Here is a 15895-nt window from a genome sequence, read left to right as displayed (position 1 = left end):
CGGCGCCTTCCAAGTTCTGACCAGGCATCTCGTACGGAGCCTTTGAAGAATTTTTGTTGTTGCTTGGGAATTTGTCTCCTCGGACCCTCGGCAGTACGAGCAGGGCCCGTTCGCGAGTGGGCAGACTTTAGGGCGTGCACCGCGTCAGTGCATTGGGAATTACCCGCTTTGCCTTACGTCGATCGCCAATTTGGTGAACCAAAGTGTTTCGGCGCGTTACCTGCATGGCATGACTCGTGCAGGCAAGACCACACCACAACTCGAAGAAGACGACGGCCATGGCCCTGGCTCCACAAGCCTCCATCAGTGCGGCAGACACCGCCTGGATGATGACCTCGACCGCGCTGGTGCTGCTGATGACGCTGCCCGGCATCGCGCTCTTCTACGCAGGCATGGTGCGGCGCAAGAACGTGCTGGCCACCATGGCCGCCGTGGTGGCTGTCGCGGCGGTCGTGTCGCTGACGTGGTTCGCGCTGGGCTATTCGCTGGCCTTCACGCCCGGCTGGCCCTGGCTGGGCGGACTTGCGCGCTGGGGCTTCTCGGGCTTCGAGTACCTGAAGGACGCGGGCCAGGTGGCGGTGAGCCATGTGGCGCCCAACGTGCCCGAATCGGTCTACGCGATGTTCCAGCTGAGCTTCGCGATCATCACCACCGCGCTGGTGCTGGGCGCCTTCGTCGAGCGGATGCGCTTCTCGGCGGTGCTGTGGTTCGCGCTGCTGTGGAGCGTGCTGGTCTACGCGCCGGTCGCGCACTGGGTGTGGGAGCCGGGCGGCTGGCTCGCGCAGATGGGCGCGCTCGACTTCGCGGGCGGCTCGGTGGTGCACGTCAACGCCGGCATCGCGGGCCTGGTGTGCGCCTACGCACTGGGCCCCCGCAAGGGCTACGGGCGCGAGGCCTTCGAGCCGTACAGCCTGGCGTTCACGATGATGGGCGCGGGCCTGCTGTGGGTCGGGTGGTTCGGCTTCAATGCCGGCTCCGCGGTCGCGGCCGACGGGCGCGCCGGCCTGGCCATGCTGGTGACGCACATCGCCGCAGCCGCGGGCGCCATGAGCTGGATGGCGGGCGAGTGGATCGTGCGGCGAAGCCCCTCGCTGCTGGGCCTGTGCTCGGGCCTGGTGGCCGGGCTGGTGGCGATCACGCCGGCGGCCGGCTTCGTCGCGCCGCCGGCGGCGCTGGCCATCGGCGCCATCGCCGGACTGGCCTGCTACTGGGGCGCCACCGGCCTCAAGCATCTGCTGGGCGCGGACGACTCGCTCGACGTGTTCGGCGTGCACGGCGTCGGCGGCATCGTGGGCGCCCTGCTCACGGGCGTGTTCGCCGATGCGCGCATCTCGGGCGCCACGGGCGACGTCCTGACCCAGGCCATCGCGGTGGGCAGCGTGGCGATCTACAGCGCCACGGGCACGGCGGTGGTGCTCTGGCTGGTGCATGTGCTGGTCGGACTGCGCGTCGACGCCAACGGCGAGCAACTGGGCCTCGATCTTGCTCAGCATCGGGAACACCAGGGAGGCTGACCGGCCACAAGTCACAGGGAGACGCCATGCCATCCATGTCCGAAAGCGAACGCATCGCCCTCGCCGCCCGCCTTCATGTGGCGCTGCGGCGCAAGCACGGGCGCGTGACCGACACCGAATGGATGGCGACCAACGCCGAGTACGCCACCGAGATCGTGCGCATGACGCGGGCGCACGCGGCGGACACGAAGGACGAGGAGCTCTACCAGCTCGCCACGCGGCTCGAGCAGGCGATGGAGCCGCTGGCACGCGCCGCGCGGCTGGCGGCGCGGCAGCCGGACGGGCAGCCGCCCTCGCCGCCGCCGCGCTACGTCGGCGGCCTGCGCTGAAGGGCTGCCAACCAGTTCGCGGGACACCGCGGAACCGGCGTCGCCGGGCCGCAGGTGTCGCCCCCGGCGAGGGGGGGGCGAAGCGAAACGAAGTGCGCGAAGCCTGGGGAAGTGCTCAGCTCACGGCAAGTGCGGCCTTGCGGATCGACTGCAGCGTGCTGCCCGGCGTGATGGCTTCGGGGTCCAGCAGGCAATGCAGGATCGCCGGCTTGCCGCTGGCACGCGCGCGGGCCAGCGCGGGGCCGAACTCTTCCGTGCTCGTCACGCGCTCGCCGTGGCCGCCGAACACCTCGGCATAGCCGCGGAAGTCGGGGTTCCTGAGCTGCGTGGCGCTGATGCGGCCGGGGTAGTGCTTTTCCTGGTGCATGCGGATGGTGCCGTACATGGCGTTGTCGAGCAGCACCACGATGATCGGCAGGCCGTACTGCACCGCGGTGGCGAACTCCTGGCCGTGCATCATGAAGTCGCCGTCGCCGGCGAACACCACCACCTCGCGCTGCGGCCACAGCCGCTTGGCGCCCACGCCGGCCGGCAGGCCGTAGCCCATCGAACCGCTCGTGGGCGCCAACTGGCTGGCGAACGCGCGGAACGGCCAGAAGCGGTGCACCCAGGTGGCGAAGTTGCCCGCGCCGTTGCAGAAGATGGTGTCGGCGGGCAGCACCTCGCGCAGGTGCTGCATGACCTCGCCCATCTGCAGCGGGCCGGGAATGCGGATGGGCGCCGGGTCGCTCCAGCGCAGGAAGTCTTCGCGCGCGGTCTTGCTCTCGGCCTCCCACGCGGGCGTCGACGCGGGCCGAAGCGCAGCCACCGCCTCGGCGAACGCCTGCGGCGTGGCATGGATGCCCTGCGCCGGTCGGTACAGCTTGCCGAGTTCGTCGGCGTCGGCATGCACGTGCACCAGTTGCTGCTTCGGCTGCGGAATCGCCAGCAGCTCGTAGCCCTGAGACGGCACTTCCGACAGCCGCCCGCCCACCAGCAGCACCAGGTCGGCATTGCGGATGCGCTCGAGCATGCGCGGATTGCCGCCCAGGCCCAGGTCGCCGGCATAGCTGGGGTGTTCGGCCGACATCAACATCTGGCGGCGGAACGAGCAATACACCGGCAGCGAATACGCGGCCGCGAAGTCCGCGAACTGCTGCGTGGCCTTCTCCGACCAGCGGCTGCCGCCCAGGATCACGACCGGCCGCTGCGCCTGCGACAGCCGCTGCTGCAGCTCGGCGATCTGTGCCGCGCCGGGATGGGTTTCGGTGACGGCGTAGGGCAGCGCATCGGCCACCGTGGCGGCCTCGGTCAGCATGTCCTCGGGCAGCGCGATCACCACCGGGCCGGGGCGGCCCGAGGTCGCGACGTGGAAGGCGCGCGACACCAGCTCCGGCACGCGCGCGGGGTCGTCGATCTGCACCACCCACTTGGCCATGGTGCCGAACACCGCGCCGTAGTCCAGCTCCTGGAAGGCCTCGCGGCCCAGCGCGTCGCGCGCGACCTGGCCCACGAACAGCAGCAGCGGCGTCGAGTCCTGGTGCGCGATGTGCACGCCCGCCGCCGCATTGGTGGCGCCGGGGCCGCGCGTGACGAAGCACACGCCGGGCCTGCCGGTGAGCTTGCCTTGCGCCTCGGCCATCATCGTGGCGCCGCCTTCCTGGCGGCACACGGTCACGTCGATCGATGCGTCGTGCAGCGCGTCGAGCACCGCAAGAAAGCTTTCGCCGGGCACGCAGAAGAGCTGCCTGACGCCGTGGGTGATGAGCTGGTCGACCAGGATCTGGCCGCCGGTGCGGGGTGAGGTCATGCTTGTTCCAATGGGCTGAAGGTATGGGGTATTGCTCCTTCCCCTTTGGGGAAGGCCGGGATGGGGGCAAGCGGCGTTGGTCAGGCCGACAGCAATTGCCAGGCCGCCTGCCCCCACCCTGCCCTCCCCAGCGGGGAGGAGAAAGTCAAAGTCATTCGAGGGCTTCGCACGCGGCCACGATGCGCTTGCACGCCTCTTCCAGCTGCGCCATCGACGTCGCATACGAAATCCGGAAGTACGGCGCCAGCCCGAACACGCTGCCCGGCACCACCGCGACCTCGAAGTCCTGCAGCAGGTAGCGGCAGAAGTCGCTGTCGCTGTGCAGCAGCATGCCGCCGCGCGTGCGCCTGCCGAGCACGCCGGCGCAGCTGGCAAAGGTATAGAACGCCCCCTCGGGCACGCGGCAGTTCAGGCCCGGCGCGCGGTTCAGCGCGGCCACCACGAAGTCGCGCCGCGCCTGGAAATCGGCGCACCGCTCGGCCACGATGTCCTGCGGCCCGGTCAGTGCCTCGATGGCCGCGGCCTGGCTGACCGACGAGGGACACGAGGTGGTCTGGCTCTGCACCACTGCCATGGCCGCGATGAGCGCACGCGGACCCGCGCCGTAGCCCACGCGCCAGCCGGTCATGGCATAGGCCTTCGACACGCCGTTGACGGTCAGCGTGCGTTCGCGCAGGCGCGGCTCCACCGCCACGGGCGTGGCGAACGCCAGGCCGTCGTAAAGAATGTGCTCGTAGATGTCGTCCGCCAGCACCCACACCTGCGGGTGCCGCAGCAGCACCTCGCACAGCGGCTGCAGCTGCGCCGCGCTGTAGGCCGCGCCGCTCGGGTTGGACGGCGAGTTGACGAACAGCCAGCGCGTGCGCGGCGTGATGGCCGCCTCGAGCTGCCCGGCATCGAGCCGGAAGCCGTTGGCCTCGGTGCAGGGCACGCTCACCGGCACGCCGCCGCAGACCTGCACGATGTCGGCGTACGAGGTCCAGTACGGCGCGGGCAGGATCACCTCGTCGCCGGGGTTCAGGCTGGCCATCAGCGCATTGAAGATCACCTGCTTGGCGCCCGCGCTCACGCTGATCTCGTCGGGCGCGAAGTCCAGCGCGTTGTCGCGCCTGAACTTGAGCTGCACCGCCGCCTTCATCGCCGGGCTGCCGTCGAGCACCGTGTAGCGCGTGTCGCCGCGTTCGATGGCACGCACCGCCGCCTCGCGCACGTTCTGCGGCGTGTCGAAGTCGGGCTCGCCCGCGCCCAGCACGATCACCGGGCGGCCGGCGCGCTTGAGCGCATTGGCGTGGTCGGTGATGCGCAGGATCTCCGAGACGCCGATGGCGCGCACGCGCTGCGCGGGAAAGAAGGCAACGGTATCGGAAGTCACTTGGCGTAGGCCTCCAGCGGCTTGTCGTTGGGCTCGGCGATGAGCTGCTTCAGCGTCGCGCTCATCGGCAGGTTCAGGCTGGTGTTCTTCGGCGGAATGGCCGCCACGAACCACCTGGTGTAGATCTTCTCGAGGTCGCCGCTCTTCATCATGCGGCGCAGCGAGTCGTCCACCGCCGCCTTGAAGGCCGGGTCGTCCTTGCGGAACAGCAGCGCGATCGGCTCCGAGCCCAGCGGCTCGCCCACGATGCGGTAGGCCGACGGGTTCTTCGAGTTCGCGATGATCCCGGCCAGCAGGTTGTCGTCGAGCACGAAGGCATCGGCGCGGCCCGACTCCATCAGCAGGAAGCTCTCGAGGTGGTCCTTGCCGAGCATGGTGTTGTACGACACGTTCTGCGCGCGCTCGCGCTTGCGCAGCAGCTGCACGGCGGTGGTGCCGGTGGAGGCCGACACGTTGCGGCCCGCGAGCTGGTCGAGCGTGCCGATGCCCGAATCGACCTTGGTGGCCATGCGCACCTCGCTCACGTAGGTGGTGAGGGCGAAGGCCACCTGCTGCTGGCGCGCGGTGTTGTTGGTGGTGGGGCCGCAGCCGATGTCGAGCGTGCCGTTCTGCACCAGCGGGATGGTGTTCTGCGCGGTGACGGCCATGTACTCCAGCTTCGCCTGCGGCGCGATGTCCTTCAGCACGCGCTCGCACAGCTCCACGTGGTAGCCCACGTACTTCTCGCCCGCGCCCAGCATGTAGGCCATGGGTGGCGAGGCCTCGCGCACGCCGAGCACCACCTTGCCGCTGGACTTGATCTTGTCGAGCGTGCCGGTGGCTGCCGTCTGCGCGGTGGCGCCGAAGGCGAGCGCGAGCATGGCGGTTGCGATGGCGGCGGTGGCCGCGGTCTTGAAGGGAATGTGCATGGTCTCTGTCTCCTGTGGTTGTTGTGATCTGCAAGGCAAAGGCCGGCCGCGAGCAGCGGACAGCCCATTCGCGGGACATCGCGGAACCGGCTCTGCCGGGCCGCAGATGTCGCCCCCGGCGAGGGGGAAGGCGCAGCGACACGAAGTGCGCGAAGCCTGGGGGAGAGACTTACTCCCCGATGTCGAAGGTCACGCCCTGCGCGAGGGGCAGCGCCGTGGAGTAGTTGATGGTGTTGGTCGCGCGGCGCATGTACGCCTTCCAGCTGTCGGAGCCGGCTTCGCGGCCACCGCCGGTTTCCTTCTCGCCGCCGAAGGCACCGCCGATCTCCGCGCCGCTCGGGCCGATGTTGACGTTGGCGATGCCGCAGTCCGAGCCCGAACTCGACATGAAGCGCTCGGCCTCGCGCACGTTCAGCGTGAAGATCGACGACGACAGGCCCGCGCCCACCGCGTTGTGCCATTCGATAGCCTCGTCGAGCGCGCTGTAGCGCACCACGTACAGGATGGGCGCGAAGGTCTCGCGCAGCACCGGGCCGTCGTGCGACGTCAGCTCGACCAGCGCCGGGCGCACGTAGTAGGCGTCCGGGGTGCCGATGCCGTCCACGCGCTGGCCGCCGTGCACCTTCGCGCCGGCCTCGCGGCTTTCGCCGAGCGCCTTCTGCATGCCGTCGAAGGCCGCGCGGTCGATCAGCGGACCGACCAGCGTGCCGGCCTCGCGCGGATCGCCCACCTGAACGTTGCCGTAGACCTTCGCCAGCTTGGGCACCAGCTGGTCGTACACGCTGTCGTGCACGAACAGGCGGCGCAGCGTGGTGCAGCGCTGGCCCGCCGTGCCCATGGCCGCGAAGGCGATGCCGCGCAGTGCCAGGTCGAGATCGGCCGAGGGCGTGACGATCGCGGCGTTGTTCCCGCCCAGCTCGAGGATGGCGCGGGCGAAGCGCGCGGCCAGCTTGGGCCCCACCTGGCGGCCCATGGCCGTGGAGCCGGTGGCCGAGAGAATGGGCACGCGGTGGTCGTCCACCAGCACCTCGCCGATGTCGCGCTGCCCCAGCAGCAGGCCCAGCAGGCCTTCGGGCGCGTCGCCGAAGCGGGCGATGGCGCGCTGCGCGATCGCGTGCACGGCCAGGGCCGTCAGCGGCGTCTTCTCGGAAGGCTTCCACACCACCGAATCGCCGCACACCAGCGCGAGCGCCGCGTTCCACGACCACACGGCCACCGGAAAGTTGAAGGCCGAGATCACGCCGCACACGCCCAGCGGATGCCAGGTTTCCATCATGCGGTGCTCGGCGCGCTCGGTGGCCAGCGTGAGGCCGTAGAGCTGGCGCGACAGGCCGACCGCGAAGTCGCAGATGTCGATCATTTCCTGCACCTCGCCCGCGCCTTCGGACGGGATCTTGCCGGCCTCCAGCGTGACGAGCCGGCCGAGGTCGCGCTTGGCGATGCGCAGTTCTTCACCCAGCAGGCGCACCAGCTCGCCGCGGCGCGGGGCGGGCACGTTGCGCCAGGCCTTGTAGGCCTCGTGCGCGCGCCCGATGGCGGCGGTGGCCTCGGGCGGCGTGATCTGCCGCACCTGTGCGACCACCTCGCCGGACACCGGCGAGCGCACCGTCAGTTCGCCGCCGGTGTGGGCTTCACGCGGCACGCCCAGGCGCTGCAGCAGTTGTTCGACTTCGGTGGCGACGGACGCCGGGGAAAGGGGGGTGTGGTCTTCGGACATGGACGCGCTCCGGGAAGGAGGAGAAAGAAGGAAGGCAGGAAGGCGGTACGGGGTAAAACCCGGCCAATATCAGCGAACTGCGCGCGATTGGCTAGTGAAAAAATGGAAGGACCTGATGCGTTTGAGGAAGGATGATGGCGTGCGCCGCGCATCCGACGGGCTGCGCGCCTACGCACAAGGCGCCATGCCGCATCCAAGATGCGCCACCCTCACTCGCCCGACGCGCCATGAAGACGATCCTTTCTCTCTACGCCGCGCTCCACGCGCTGACGGCGTTCGCGTTCGCCGCAGCGGCCGTGGTGCTGATCGCGGTCGCGGGGCACGCGGGCCTTGTCGCCGTCATGCAGGGCATCGACATCGCGACGGCCGAAGCGGTGATCGAGGCGGTCGGCCTGCTGGCGGCCGCGGTCGTGGCGCTGCAGATCTCGCAGACCGTGCTCGAAGAAGAAGTGGTGCGCGACGCCCACATCGGCGCGCCGACGCGGGTGCGCCGGTTCCTGTCGCGGTTCATGGTGGTGATCGTGGTGGCCGTGGCGGTCGAGGGCCTGGTCGCGATCTTCAAGGCCCGCGAGACGCCCGAGCTCATGCTCTACGGCGCCGCCCTGCTGGGCGCGGTGGGCCTGCTGATGGCGGGCTGGGGCGTGTTCATTCGCCTCAACCGCTACGCCGAAGAGCTGGAGCCCGAAGCGATGCAGGAAGCCAAGAGCGAGGACATCAAGCTGAAGGAGTGAGCATGCCTTTTACGAACTTCCTCAAGCCCACCCTGGCCGCGCTGGGCGTGGCTCTGCCGCTCGCGGCCGCCGCCGCGGAACGCAACCCGCTCCTGGCCGAGCGCTGGAAGACGCGCCCGGTGGTCGTGGTGGTGCCGGCAGAAGGCGACGCGCTGCTGCGCAAGGTCGAGTCCGCCCTGCGCCAGACCGCCACGCGCGAGGCCTTCGTCGACCGCGAGATGGTGCTCTACACGGTGGTCGCGGGCCAGGGCCGCCGCAATGCGCAGCCGCTCGACGCGCCCCGGACCCGCGCGCTGCTGGCCGCGCTGAAACTCGATGCCGCGGGCCCGCCCACCTTCGTGCTGGTCGGCAAGGACGGCGGCGTGAAGATGACCGAAGGGCCTGACGTCGACCTGCAGGCGGTGTTCGCGGAGATCGACAGGATGCCGATGCGCCGGCGTTGAAGCTGGCGGTGCCGACACGCCGGCGTTGTTGATGCCCCGGCGTTGAACGCTCAGGCCTTCCCCGGCCCCGGCGCCTCGGGCATCGGAATCTTCTGCCCCGCCGGCGAGCCCGCGAGGCTCTGCGCCGGCCGCCTCAGCGTCGCATCGAACGGGTTGATCCGCGGCCCGATCGCCGCGGCCTCGCGCTTGAGCAGGTCGACCACGGTCGGCATGCGGTCGGCGTTGAGCCGGTCGGCGATGGTGCCCACGCTCAGCGCAGCCACGGCGCGACCTTCGCGGTCGAGCACGGGCACCGCCACGCCGGCCATGCCTTCGAGCAGGCCGGTGTTGCGGCCCGCGTACCCCTGCTGGCGCACGCGCTCGATCTCGGTGCGCAGATAGACCTCGTCGTACACGCCGTACTCGCGCACGCGCGAGAGGTTGAAGCGGATCACTTCTTCTCGCTCGGCCTCCGGCAGGAACGCCAGGATGGCCAGCGCGCCCTGCCCCACGCCCAGCGCGATGCGCCCGCCGATGTCGCCGGTGAAGGAACGGATGGGGAACGGGCCTTCGCTGCGGTCGAGGCACACGGCGTCGAAGCCGCTGCGCGCGAGCAGGAAGATGCTGTCGCCGAGGCTCGCGCACAGGCGCAGCAGCACCGGGCGGCAGATGGAGCGCAGGTCGCCGGGGTTGCCCGCGCTGGCAGCGAGCGCGAAGAAGTCGATGCTCAGCCGGTAGAGCTTGCTGCGCTCGTCCTGCTCGACCATGCCTTCGGCCATGAGCGACTGCAGCAGACGGTGCGTGGTGGCCTGGGTGAGGCCCACCGAACGTGCGATCTGGGTCACGCGCCCGCCCTCGGCCTGCACCGCGCCGAGCGCGCGGATCACCGAAAAGACGCGCGGCACGCCGCCACTGGACGCCGTCGTGGCCGGCGTGCCCGCCGGGGTGTTCGCCGAAGTGCTTTCCATACCTTGCTCCTGCGGAATCCAATCCGTTTCTTTGCCTCATCATATTCCATTGAATGGAATAAATTGAAGAAAGATTCTGATTAATGGAATACCCGGAGCGATCTGGCGCAATCGTTGCAATAGAGTGAATCGAAAGCAGCAAGTTGTCCATGGCCTGCACCAAGATGAATCACGGTGCCCGAAGCCATCTTTTCGCTTCCGCAGAAAGGCACTGTTCCATGTCATTCCTACGGCTCACCGACGTGACCAAGTTCTACGGCACCACCCGCGCGGTGTCTGCCATGAACCTCGCGGTGGAAAAGGGCGAGTTCGTCTCGTTGCTCGGCCCCTCGGGGTGCGGCAAGACCACCACGCTGCAGATGATTGCGGGCTTCGAGGCCGTGAGCAGCGGCCGCATCGAACTCGCGGGCAAGGACATCACGCATGCCAAGGCCAACACGCGCGGGCTGGGCATCGTGTTCCAGACCTATGCGCTGTTCCCGCACATGACGGTGGCCGACAACGTGAGCTTCGGCCTGGAGATGCGCAAGATGCCGAAGGCCGAGCGCACCGAGCGGGTGAAGCAGGCGCTGGCGCTGGTGCACCTCGACCAGCACGCCGCGCGCTACCCGCGCGAGCTGTCGGGCGGCCAGCGGCAGCGCGTGGCGCTGGCGCGTGCGCTGGTCATCGAGCCGCCGGTGCTGCTGCTCGACGAGCCGCTGTCCAACCTCGACGCCAAGCTGCGCGAGGAGATGCAGTTCGAGCTGCGCCAGATCCAGCGCAAGGTCGGCACCACCACGGTGATGGTCACGCACGACCAGAGCGAGGCCATGTCCATCAGCGACCGCGTGGTCGTGATGGAAGGCGGCTGCGCCACGCAGATCGACCATCCGCAGCGCGTGTACGAGCATCCGAGCACACGCTTCATTTCCACCTTCGTGGGCAAGGCCAACCTGCTGGACTGCCGCGTGTCGACAAGCGATGCCACGCGCACCTGCGTGAAAGTTGGTGCGCTGTCGCTCGACGTGGACGACACCGGTTTCAGCGCCGATGCCGCGGCGCTGCTGAGCGTGCGGCCCGAGAAGCTGCAGCTGGTGGCGCCGGGCCGCGGCCGCATCGACGGCGAGGTGGTCGAGCGCTTCTTCCTGGGCAGCCAGTGGCTGTATCGCGTGGCCACGCCGGTGGGCGACCTTACCGTGCTGAGCCCCAACGACGGCCGCGATGCCCTGGAGGAAGGCGCACGTACCGGCATCGACTGGCCGGCGCACTGCATGCGGCTGCTGCCCGCAGAGGAGATGGCGCAATGAGCGCGCTCTGCACCTCTTGCTCCGTCTCTTGCACCCTCTCCCCTCGGGGAGAGGGTGGGGATGAGGGCGGTACGCGATGAGCGGCGCATCCCGCACGGCCACGCCCTGGTGGCTCTCCGGTCCGGCGCTGCTGCTGTTCACGGCGCTGCTGGTGGTGCCGCTGCTGCTCACCGCCGTGCTGTCGTTCAACGTGTACGACCCGGCCACGGGCCCGAAGTCCGGCGAGTTCACGCTGGCGCACTACGCGCTGGTGTTCTCCGACTCCTACTACCTGGGCATCTTCTGGCGCACCTTCTGGGTGTCGGCGCTGGTCACGCTGATCTGCGTGCTGATCGGCGCACCCGAGGCCTACGTGCTGAGCCGCATGCGCAACCCGTGGCGCTCGGTGCTGCTGCTGGTGGTGCTGGCGCCGCTGCTGGTGTCGGTGGTGGTGCGCGCCTTCGGCTGGAGCATGCTGCTCGGGCCCGAGGGCGCGGTGAACGGCCTGCTGCAGGTGCTGGGCATCGGCCCGGTGAAGATCCTCTACACCAACGCGGCCGTGGTCATCGCGCTGGTGCACGTGATGCTGCCCTTCATGGTGATCCCGGTGTGGACTTCGCTGCAGAAGCTCGACCCCGGGGTGGAGAACGCGGCCCTGTCGCTCAACGCCACGCCTTTCACGACGCTGCGCCGCATCGTGCTGCCGCAGGTGATGCCGGGCATCCTCTCGGGAAGCCTGATCGTGTTCGGCCTCGCCGCGAGCTCGTTCGCCATTCCCGGTCTGCTGGGCGGGCGCCGGCTGAAGATGGTCGCGACCATCGTGTACGACGAGTACCTGAGCGAGCTCAACTGGCCGCTGGGCGCCGCCGTGGCGCTGGTGCTGCTGGTGGCCAACCTGGTCGTCATGCTCAGCTACAACCGCCTCGTGGAAGGCCGCTACAAGAAAGCGCTGGGCTGAACCATGACCTCCACGCTCCATCGATTCGTGTATCCGCTGGCATCCGGAAGGCGTGCGCCATGAACAGGAACGGCCCCATCGCCCTCGCATTCAACGCGCTCGTCGTCGTCTTCATGCTGGCACCGCTGGCGGTGGTGTGCATCGTGGCGTTCACGCCCGAGAACACGTTGACGATCCCGACCACGCACTTCTCGCTGCGCTGGTTCGAGGCTGTGTTCGCGCACCCCGACTTCATGCAGTCGTTCTGGAACAGCCTGTGGCTCGCGCTGAGCTCGGCCACCATCGCCACGCTGCTGGCGGTGCCGGCGGGCATGGCGATCACGCGCTACGAGTTCCGAGGCCGCAACTTTCTCAACGGGCTGTTCCTGTCGCCGCTGATCGTGCCGCACCTGGTGCTGGGCGTGGCGCTGCTGCGGCTGTTCGCACTCGTCGGCGGCACGGGCAGCTTCGCCTGGCTGGTGATGGCGCATGCGCTCATCGTCACGCCCTACACGCTGCGGCTGGTGGTGGCGGCGCTGGTGGGCTTCGACCGCAGCGCCGAGCAGGCCGCGCTGTCGCTGGGCGCGAGCCAGGCCACGGTGTTCCGCCGCATCACCCTGCCGATGATCCTGCCGGGCGTCACCGGCGGCTGGCTGCTGTCGTTCATCAACAGCTTCGACGAAGTGACCATGTCGATCTTCGTCACCTCGCCCAGCACGGTGACGCTGCCGGTGCGCATGTACATGTACGCCACCGAGTCGATCGACCCCCTGATGGCCGCGGTGTCGGCGCTGATGGTGGCGGTGACGGCCGTGGCGATGATCGTGCTCGACCGGGTCTACGGCCTCGACCGTGTGCTGGTGGGACGCAGATAGATGACGAAGACTTCGCATGCCCCTCACGCCTTGCTGCACCGCGTGGCCGAGGCCACCGGCCGCGACGCCGTGCCCTTCACGATCGACGGTGCGCCCGCGAGCGCGCTGGCCGGCGACACGGTGCTGACCGCGGTGCTCACGCAATGCACCCAGCTGCGGCGCAACGAGTTCAGCGGCCTGCCGCGCGCGGGGTTCTGCATGATGGGCGCCTGCCAGGACTGCTGGATCTCCACCGGCGACGGCGAACGCCTGCGCGCCTGCTCCACCTTCATCGCGCCCGGCATGGCGCTGCTCACCGGAAAGGACGTCGCATGACGGCCGCCGGCGAACTCCGTCCCGTGGTCGTGGGCGCCGGCCCGGCCGGCGTGCGCGCCGCGCAGACGCTCGTCGCGCACGGCCTGCGGCCAGTGGTCATCGACGAAGCGCCGCGCGCCGGCGGCCAGATCTACCGCCGCCCGCCCGCGAGCCTCGCGCAGCGCAACGCGAAGACGCTCTACGGCTTCGAGTCGAAACGCGCCGACGCGCTGCACGCAGCCTTCGACGGCCTGTGCGGGCGCATCGACCACCAGCCCGACAGCCTCGTGTGGAATGCGCAGGACCGGCAGCTCGACGTGATGCATGGCCCCACGCACGGCAGCCGCCAGGTGCCCTACAGCCACCTGATCGTGGCCACGGGCGCCACCGACCGCGTGCTGCCGGTGCCCGGCTGGACGCTGCCCGGCGTCTACACGCTGGGCGGTGCGCAGGTCGCACTCAAGTTCCAGGGCTGCGCCATCGGCCGGCGCGTGGTGTTCATGGGCACCGGGCCTCTGCTGTACCTGGTGGCCTACCAGTATGCGAAGGCCGGTGTGGAAGTGGCCGCAGTGCTCGACACCGCGCGCCTGTCGGACCAGGTGGCCGCCGCGCCCGCGATGCTGACGCAGCCTGCGGTGTTCGCCAAGGGCGTGTACTACGTCGGCTGGCTGCGCGCGAACGGCGTGGCGCTGCACAGCGGCGTGCGGCCGCTGCGCGTGACCGGCGACGGCACGCAGGGCCGCGTCACCGGCGTGGCCTGGCAGGACGGCGGCAAGGAACGCACGCTGGACTGCGACGCGGTCGGCTTCGGCTACGCGCTGCGCTCCGAAACGCAACTCGCCGACCTGCTCGGCTGCCGCTTCGAGTACGCGCCGCTGCACCGCTCGCACCTGCCGGTGCGCGACGCGGCGGGGCGCTCCAGCATCGCGGGCGTGTACCTCGCAGGCGACGGGGCCGGCATCATGGGTGCGGACGCGGCCGAATGGGCCGGCGAGCGCGCGGCGCTGGCGCTGCTGGCGGACAACGGCATCGCCGTCGAAGCCGAGCGCGCGGCGCAACTCGAACACAGACTCGGGCGGCTCGCCGGCTTCCGGCGCGGCCTGGAGCGCGCCTTCCCGGTGCCGCACGACTGGGCCGCGCACGCGCCCGACGACCTCGTGGTCTGCCGCTGCGAGAACGTCACCGCCGGCACCCTTCGCCAGACCGTGGCCGGCGCCGGTGCGGACGAACTGAACCGGCTCAAGGCGCTGTCGCGCGTGGGCATGGGCCGTTGCCAGGGTCGCATGTGCGGCGTGGCCGCGGCCGAGATCCTCGCGCACGCCACGCAGCAGCCGCTGCAGCAGGTCGGCCGGCTGCGCGGACAGGCGCCGATCAAGCCGATCCCGATCCGGCTGGTGCCGGCGGACAGGAGCGGTGCATGAGCACGCATCCGATCACCGTGCTCCGGTCCTGGTCCTGCGCCTTCCCCTTCCGGCGGAAGGCCGGGATGGGAGCAGGCAGAGCGCCCCGTGGAAGCGCCACTCGTCCCCACCCTGCCCTCCCTGGACGGGAAGGGAGAAAGACGGGGCGCACTGTCATGAGCACGATCAGCCAACTGCGAACGGACGTCGTCATCGTCGGCGGCGGCATCGTCGGCGCCTCGGCCGCGCTCGCGCTGCGCCGAATGGGCGCCGGGGTGGTGCTGCTCGAGCGCGACCTGTGCGGCTCGCGCTCGAGCGGCGTGAACTTCGGCGGCGTGCGCCGCCAGGGCCGGCCGGTGAGCCAGCTGCCGCTGGCGCAGCGCGCGCACCGGATCTGGGGCGGGCTGCCCGAACTGCTGGGCACCGACGGCGAATACATCCGCTCGGGCCATTTCAAGATCGCGCGCAGCGAATCGGACATGGCCTCGCTGGAGCGCTACCGCGCACTCAGCAGCGATTTCGACCTGGGCCTGGAACTCTTCTCCGCCGCGCGCCTGCGCACGCAGTGTCCCTGGCTCGGCGAGCGCGCCGTGGGCGGCTCGCTGTGCGTGGAGGACGGACAGGCCAACCCGCGGCTGGTGGCGCCGGCCTTCGCGCTGGCGGCGAAGCGCCACGGCGCGCAGGTCTTCGAGCGCCACAAGGTCGAGGAAGTGGCACACGACGGCGAGCGCTTCATGGTGCGCGCGGCGCATGGGCAAGGCACGCTCGAAGTGCAGGCGCCGCTGATGCTGAACTGCGCCGGCGCATGGGCCGGCGCCATCGCCGGCCAGTTCGGCGAGACGCCGCCGATGTATGCGCGCAGCCCGCTGATGGCCGTGACCGAGCCGCTGCCGCGCTTCATGACCTGGAGCCTGGGCGTCGAGGGCGGCGGCATCTACTGCCGCCAGGTCGAGCGCGGCAACCTCGTGCTCGGCGGCGGCAGCGGCTTCACCATCGGCGACGACAGGGCGCGCGCCGAACGCGAAGGCATCGCCACGCTGGCGTTGCAGGCCGTCGAGCTGCTGCCCGCGCTGCGCCACGCGCACATCATCCGCACCTGGGGCGGCAACGAGGGCTACTTGCCCGACCGCGAACCGGTCCTCGGCCCCAGCCGCACCACGCCCGGCCTGTTCCACGGCTTCGGCTTCGCGGGCGCGGGCTTCCAGATCGGCCCGGCCGCCGGCGAGGTGCTCGCCGAACTGGCGCGCGACGGGCACACCGACACGCCCATCGACGCCTTCGCCATCGACCGCTTCGACGCGCCGCCCGGCGCACCCGTTTCATCCGCGTCCCCCGTTTCCACCGTCGTCCCCACCTGAACTTGATTGGAGAGCA

General features: G+C 70.0%; 15 protein-coding genes. 10 read left to right on the top strand and 5 right to left on the bottom strand.

Annotation, left to right across the window (positions count from 1 at the left end; translation table 11 throughout):
• The first annotated feature begins 278 nt into the window (after positions 1-278).
• The gene (locus tag AACL56_RS04455; protein WP_339088625.1) at positions 279-1514 is read left to right on the top strand and encodes an ammonium transporter; all 1236 of its coding nucleotides are present in this window, start codon (positions 279-281) and stop codon (positions 1512-1514) included.
• A gap of 26 nt (positions 1515-1540) precedes the next feature.
• On the top strand, positions 1541-1843 hold the full coding sequence (locus AACL56_RS04450; protein WP_339088624.1) for a hypothetical protein: 303 nt from the start codon (positions 1541-1543) through the stop codon (positions 1841-1843).
• 115 nt (positions 1844-1958) lie between these two features.
• Here AACL56_RS04450 and AACL56_RS04445 read toward each other — a convergent pair whose 3' ends face one another.
• The 4 genes from AACL56_RS04445 to amaB all read right to left on the bottom strand — a co-directional run bounded on the left by AACL56_RS04445 (position 1959) and on the right by amaB (position 7629).
• Positions 1959-3632, bottom strand: a complete 1674-nt coding sequence (locus AACL56_RS04445) for a thiamine pyrophosphate-binding protein (protein ID WP_339088623.1) — start codon at positions 3630-3632, stop codon at positions 1959-1961.
• Between the two features lie 151 nt (positions 3633-3783).
• A complete protein-coding gene (locus AACL56_RS04440; RefSeq protein WP_339088622.1) occupies positions 3784-5004 on the bottom strand; it encodes a pyridoxal phosphate-dependent aminotransferase in 1221 nt (406 codons plus the stop codon).
• The gene (locus AACL56_RS04435) at positions 5001-5912 is read right to left on the bottom strand and encodes an amino acid ABC transporter substrate-binding protein (protein WP_339088621.1); all 912 of its coding nucleotides are present in this window, start codon (positions 5910-5912) and stop codon (positions 5001-5003) included. Before AACL56_RS04435 ends, AACL56_RS04440 begins: the two co-directional genes overlap by 4 nt.
• 169 nt (positions 5913-6081) lie before the next feature.
• Positions 6082-7629 (bottom strand): L-piperidine-6-carboxylate dehydrogenase, encoded by a 1548-nt coding sequence (amaB, locus tag AACL56_RS04430; protein ID WP_339088620.1) that lies wholly within the window; start codon positions 7627-7629, stop codon positions 6082-6084.
• Between the two features lie 227 nt (positions 7630-7856).
• Between amaB and AACL56_RS04425 the strand changes: the two genes are divergently transcribed.
• Positions 7857-8360, top strand: a complete 504-nt coding sequence (locus AACL56_RS04425) for a hypothetical protein (protein WP_339088619.1) — start codon at positions 7857-7859, stop codon at positions 8358-8360.
• 2 nt (positions 8361-8362) lie between these two features.
• Entirely contained in the window at positions 8363-8803 is a 441-nt protein-coding gene (locus AACL56_RS04420; RefSeq protein WP_339088618.1) for a DUF4174 domain-containing protein, read from the top strand.
• A gap of 50 nt (positions 8804-8853) precedes the next feature.
• Here the strand turns inward: AACL56_RS04420 and AACL56_RS04415 are convergent, their stop codons facing one another.
• Positions 8854-9750, bottom strand: a complete 897-nt coding sequence (locus AACL56_RS04415; protein WP_339088617.1) for an IclR family transcriptional regulator — start codon at positions 9748-9750, stop codon at positions 8854-8856.
• A 218-nt stretch (positions 9751-9968) separates the two neighbouring features.
• On the opposite strand from AACL56_RS04415, the gene AACL56_RS04410 reads away from it, so the two are divergent.
• The 6 genes from AACL56_RS04410 (at position 9969) to AACL56_RS04385 (ending at position 15879) form a co-directional block, all read left to right on the top strand.
• Positions 9969-11036, top strand: coding sequence for an ABC transporter ATP-binding protein (locus AACL56_RS04410; RefSeq protein WP_339088616.1), 1068 nt, complete (start codon positions 9969-9971; stop codon positions 11034-11036).
• Between the two features lie 76 nt (positions 11037-11112).
• Complete coding sequence (locus AACL56_RS04405; protein WP_339088615.1) at positions 11113-11973, top strand: ABC transporter permease; 861 nt, start codon at positions 11113-11115, stop codon at positions 11971-11973.
• A 59-nt stretch (positions 11974-12032) separates the two neighbouring features.
• Complete coding sequence (locus tag AACL56_RS04400; protein ID WP_339088614.1) at positions 12033-12827, top strand: ABC transporter permease; 795 nt, start codon at positions 12033-12035, stop codon at positions 12825-12827.
• On the top strand, positions 12828-13142 hold the full coding sequence (locus tag AACL56_RS04395) for a (2Fe-2S)-binding protein (protein WP_339088613.1): 315 nt from the start codon (positions 12828-12830) through the stop codon (positions 13140-13142).
• Positions 13139-14542: an NAD(P)/FAD-dependent oxidoreductase gene (locus AACL56_RS04390; RefSeq protein ID WP_339088612.1), complete on the top strand. Its 1404-nt coding sequence runs from the start codon at positions 13139-13141 to the stop codon at positions 14540-14542. Before AACL56_RS04395 ends, AACL56_RS04390 begins: the two co-directional genes overlap by 4 nt.
• Positions 14543-14697: 155 nt before the next feature.
• Positions 14698-15879 carry an NAD(P)/FAD-dependent oxidoreductase gene (locus AACL56_RS04385; protein WP_339088611.1) on the top strand — a complete coding sequence of 394 codons (1182 nt, stop codon included), beginning with the start codon at positions 14698-14700 and terminating at the stop codon, positions 15877-15879.
• Positions 15880-15895 lie beyond the last annotated feature (16 nt).

This window comes from Variovorax paradoxus, assembly GCF_902712855.1.
Classification (GTDB): domain Bacteria; phylum Pseudomonadota; class Gammaproteobacteria; order Burkholderiales; family Burkholderiaceae_C; genus Variovorax; species Variovorax paradoxus_Q.
The sequence above is the reverse complement of the archived record's forward strand: the minus strand, read 5'-3'. Positions and strand labels throughout refer to the sequence as shown.